The following is a 4,493-nucleotide window of genomic DNA, read 5'->3' as shown; positions in this document are numbered from 1 at the left end:
TGGATTTCGGACATAGCTTCGCACTTGGCCTTCCGCGCCATTGACCTTGCCTGGTCGGGGGCGGAGGGCTCGGGGCCGCCGGAGATAGTCTCTAGCATCACGGCTCGTCCGCTTTCAGATTTACGCGAAGGCGCCTCGCCCGTCAATCCTGCGCGCGACCTCGCCCGCGCCCTCCCGCTTTCCCTGGACGGCCAGCCTGACGCAATCCCCTGCGCGGATCCAGACGGGCGCTCCGCCGATCAGCCGCAGATCCAGCCGCACCTCTTCGCCGCGCGCCTCTTCGACCTCGGCCTCCATCCCGGCGAGCGCGCCGAGCTCGACCCGGACCCGATCCCCGAAGCTAAGCCCTTCGCCGTCACGCCGGGCCTCCGCCACATCCCAGAGCGCCAGCTCCTCGCGCAGCGCCTCGACCACCTCCGGCGCGACGACGGCGGGATCGGCGCCGAACCGCACCGCCCGCCCGATCTGCGGATGCGCGGCCAGACCCTCCCAACCCGACCCGGAGGCCATGTCCACGAAAACGTAATTCCGGAACCAAGGCTCCCGAACCTGTTCGCGGATCAGCATCCGCACCAGCCCTCTCCGCCGCCTGACGATCCTCGTGACCATGGGCGCCCATGCCCGATATCCGGCCCTGGCCAGACTGCGCGCGGCGGCCTCCTCTCGCCAGATCGCGCCGACGTCTTCGCCGCGCTGGCGGGCCTCCCGCGCGGCGGCCTTGCCGACCACATTGCGCCGCACCGCCCCGACGAGCCCGAACACGCACCACCGCTCCATCTCGCACCTCCGAAGGCGAGGCGGGCGGGAGAGACCCCCCTAAGGGGGGATCTCCCCGCCGCCTCCGCCGAATGAAAGAATAATTCTTCACGCGCGAACGCGCCTCCGCGCGAAGGCGCGCCCAGAGGCCGCCGCCGCGCCCGCCGTCAGGCAAGCCGGGACCGCCCGCAGCGGAGCGCGCGCCCGCCGCGTCGGTTCGTCCTGTTTCAGCCTGAGCGCCGCCGTTCCCCGCCGCCGCGCGCGCGGCGAGGGCCGAAAGCCTCATGCCTGTCGGATCTTGAGAAACGCCCTCAGAAGGGCGCGTCCCGGGTCACCAGCGCCGCCCCCTCCACTTCCAGAAAGACGATGCGTCCGGAATCGCGCAGCCCCTTGAAGATCGCGCGCAGCCGATCCAGCGCAGGCGCCATGCCCGTCCTGGTCGGCTCCAGAAGCTCGAACGCCTTCGCCCAGACCTCCGGCGTCACCGCCGGCCCCCTGGGCGTGGATCGGACTTCAGACCCGCTCAAAGCCTTGTCCAAAGCCCGCAGCGCGGAATCCTCCGCCCTGCGGCGATAGGATTCCTCCGTCCTTTCATCTTGCCCGCTCGCCGGATCGGCCATGCCGTCCGCTCCTTCGCTGGGGCTTCCCGCGTCTCTCACCCACTCGACGACGCAGCTTGTCGCGGCGGGCGCCGCGCTGTCGTGATCGAGTCCGTCGCCATCGCGACTATGGCCCAGAGCCGCGCGCCGCAGCCGGAGCGGAAAGCGTCCGCCCGCTTCGCCGTCCTTCTGATCGCGCAAGATCAACGTCTTGACTTCAGGAACTTCTTTGCCTTCCTCATCCACCTCCGGTCTGATTTCGAGCACCGCGTCCGCGGCCCCGAACAAGCTGCTATGACCGCGCATCCCGCGCGCGGCGTCCTTGCCCGCATGATGCACAAGAAGCACTGTGCATCCGGTCTCCGCCCTCAGGCGGTCGCAGGTTTCGATGATGCGGCCCATGTCGCTGGCCGCGTTTTCGTCGCCTGCGCCCATGGCGCGCGCGAGGGTGTCCACGACGATCAGACCGAAGGGCGCGCCCATCCAGGGCCCTGCGGCCTTGATCCAGCCGGCGATCTGGCCGACGCCTTCTCCGGGCTCGTGGAAATCGAATCTCTGAGGGACCATCACGAAGGGCGCGGCGGGATCTCGCCGGGGCCTCTCCTGCGCCCAGAGCGCCACGCGTTTCTTGACGCCTTCTCCGCCCTCGCCCGCGATATAGAACACGGCGCTTTTGCGGGTCTTCTTGCCGAACCAGCTCCAGCCATGGGCGATGCGCAGGCTCATGTCGAGCGCCACGAAGCTCTTGCCGGTCTTGGGCGCGCCATAGAGCACGGCCAACTGACCCGACCCGAGCCAGTCCTCCACAAGCCATTCTCCCTTGGGGCGATAATCGAGCATGTCCCGCAGCATGAATTTCTCCCAAGGCGCTTCGGGCGCTCTGGGGGTCCATTCCTCGGCTTCGGTTTCGGCCAGCGCCCCGAGCAGATCGGCGGTCCCGCCGAGCTTAGCCCAATCGCTGACGTCGGCTTTCTCGGGAAAATCGGCCTGATGCTTCGCCAGGTCAAGCAGCCGCACCCGCGCGGCTGCGGGGGCGAGCTGGCGGGCCACGTCGTCCATATGGGCGCGGCCTGTCTGGTCGTTGTCCGGCAGCAGCACGACGTCGGCCCCCGCGAAGGCCGAGGCGTAGTCCGGGCGCCATTTTCCGGCCCCGCCCGCGCCGGTGGAGGCGGCGATTCCCCACCCCTCCAGCGTGGCGACGTCCTTTTCGCCCTCGACGACATAGATCGTCCGCCCGGCCTTCACGGCCTCCAGAACCTCAGGCAGGCGATAAGGGACCATGCGCGCGTCGGGCATTTCGCGCACTTCGCCTGCGCCCTCGCGGTCCTTCAGCCTTCTCCAGACCTCTTCGCCCTTCACCCGTCCATAGCGCCCGGCGGCGACGCCCCAGGCCCAGCCGCCTTCCGCCATGGGGCGGCGCTGACGAAATTCCTTGGGCTCGAAGCGCACCACCTGATAGAGCAGCGCCCCCGCTTCGTCCCGATAATCATAGACCTCCTTGATGGTCTTGGCGGGAATGCGCCCGTCGCCCTTGCGGCGCTGGCTGCGGCCCTCGCGCGGCTCCGGAACCGAAATCCCGACGCCCCGCATCCAGTCGAAACAGGCGCGGTCATCGGAAAGGCGCTGTTCGCGCCGGATCAGGTCCAGCAGTCCGCCGCCCTCGTTGGCCTCGAAATCGAAGAAGGTCGCGGCCTTGAGATCGATCTTGAGAGAGCCGTTTTCGCCCCAGCGCAATTCCTCGCGGGGTTTGGAGAGCCTGCGGTTGGGCTCGCCGAAGAGCGCGCGCCCGACAGGTTCGGCCAGCGGAGCGAGATCGACTTTGAGAAAGCCGTCGTCCATCATGCGCCCTCCTTCGTCAGAGGCCAGCGCCAGCGGAAGGCCTCGACGAGCTTCGCCCTCGCCCCCGCCTCCGCCCAGAGCGGCGGCGGGGCGTAATCAGGATGCGGCTGGACGGAGACGGCCAGCGTCTCCAGAACCTCGGCGAGCGTCTTGATCCGGCCCATGCGCGGCCCGAGGATCGCCATGCGCTTGAGCGATTCGCAGAAGCTGCGCAGCAAGGCGGGCGAGGCTCCGGCCAGCGCCGCGCCCAGCGCGAAGACCTCCTCGTCGGAAACCGCGAAAGGCGCCAGATAGCGCCTGATGATCGCGAACCGCTCATCCTCGCCCGGCAGATCGACGAGAATCTGCAGATCGAAGCGCCGCCAGAGCGCGTCGTCGAGCATCTCCTTCTTGTTCGTCGCGCCGATCATCAAACCAGCGAAACCCTCGACGCGCTGGAGAAGCACGCCCATCTGCATGAGGCGCTCGTTATCCGCGCCCCCGCCTGAAAAACCCTCGCGCTTGCGCCCGACGCCCTCCATCTCGTCGAAGAAGAGCAAGAGCGGCTCCTCCTGCGCCTCGACGGCGTCGAAGAGCCCGGCGACGGCCTGCGTCGCCTGCCCCATATACATGCCGGTCAGCTTGTCGGCGCGAACCCGCAGCATCCGCAGCCCGAGCCGCGCCGCGACGTGATGCGCCAGAGTGGTCTTGCCGGTGCCGGGCGGGCCATAGAGCATGGCGCGGCGGCGCGGCTTGAGCCCCACGGCCCGCAACTCCTCTTCGGCGCGGATTTCGGCCATCCATCCGGCCACCGCCCCGCGCACGGCGGGACCGAGGATCGGCGGCTCGGCCTGATCCGGCGAGAGAAGATCGCCGAATTTCTCCAGCCGGCTCATGCGCCTTCTCCCTTGGAGTCGTCGTCTCCTGAGCCGCCGCCCTTGGCGTCTTTTCCCTTTTTGGCCGGGCGCCAGGCGTCGGGAATGTCCATGCCGTCCGATCCGGCGGCGGCGCAGAATCCTTCATCCCAGGCTGCCCGACGCGGGTCCGCTGCGCCGAAGGGGTTGGCGAGCACGTCCCGCCCCTGGGCGAAGGCGTCGGATCCCGCCTTGCGGGCCGCCGCGATCTCCTGCGGGGAGGGCGCAGCGGCGGCTTCGGGCTTCTCGGCCTCCTCGCCGTCCTTCTTCTCCTCCCTGGCCATGCGGTCGCGGGCGTATTTCCCGAGCGGCGTGCCGTCGAGCATGCCGAGATCGGCCTTGTAGAGGTCGAGCAGGCCCTCATATTCGGCGCGGGCTTCCTCGGACATTTTCCGACGCTTCAGGA

The 4,493-nt window shown here is 69.0% G+C and carries 4 protein-coding genes; all 4 read right to left on the bottom strand.

All coding sequences use genetic code 11. The features are described 5' to 3' along the window. Positions 1-120: 120 nt before the first annotated feature. On the bottom strand, positions 121-777 hold the full coding sequence (locus PHN62_RS17375) for a transcription termination/antitermination NusG family protein (protein ID WP_300152701.1): 657 nt from the start codon (positions 775-777) through the stop codon (positions 121-123). A 290-nt stretch (positions 778-1,067) separates the two neighbouring features. Beyond that, positions 1,068-3,194: an AAA family ATPase gene (locus PHN62_RS17370; protein ID WP_300152700.1), complete on the bottom strand. Its 2,127-nt coding sequence runs from the start codon at positions 3,192-3,194 to the stop codon at positions 1,068-1,070. After that, a complete protein-coding gene (locus PHN62_RS17365) occupies positions 3,194-4,069 on the bottom strand; it encodes an ATP-binding protein (protein WP_300152698.1) in 876 nt (291 codons plus the stop codon). The genes PHN62_RS17370 and PHN62_RS17365 overlap by 1 nt, the downstream gene beginning before the upstream one ends. After that, positions 4,066-4,493 (bottom strand): hypothetical protein (locus PHN62_RS17360; RefSeq protein WP_300152696.1); only part of this gene is annotated, 428 nt, incomplete at its 5' end. The genes PHN62_RS17360 and PHN62_RS17365, both read right to left, overlap by 4 nt.

Source organism: Neomegalonema sp. (assembly GCF_028688855.1).
GTDB lineage: Bacteria > Pseudomonadota > Alphaproteobacteria > Rhodobacterales > Rhodobacteraceae > Neomegalonema.
Note: the sequence above shows the minus strand (reverse complement) of the source record. Positions and strands in the feature narration are given on the sequence as shown.

Bases quoted from the DNA above. Each gene is read 5' to 3' on its own strand.
- PHN62_RS17375 (WP_300152701.1), bottom strand. From the start codon at position 777: ATGGAGCGGTGGTGCGTGTTCGGGCTCGTCGGGGCGGTGCGGCGCAAT.
- PHN62_RS17370 (WP_300152700.1), bottom strand. From the start codon at position 3,194: ATGGACGACGGCTTTCTCAAAGTCGATCTCGCTCCGCTGGCCGAACCT.
- PHN62_RS17365 (WP_300152698.1), bottom strand. From the start codon at position 4,069: ATGAGCCGGCTGGAGAAATTCGGCGATCTTCTCTCGCCGGATCAGGCC.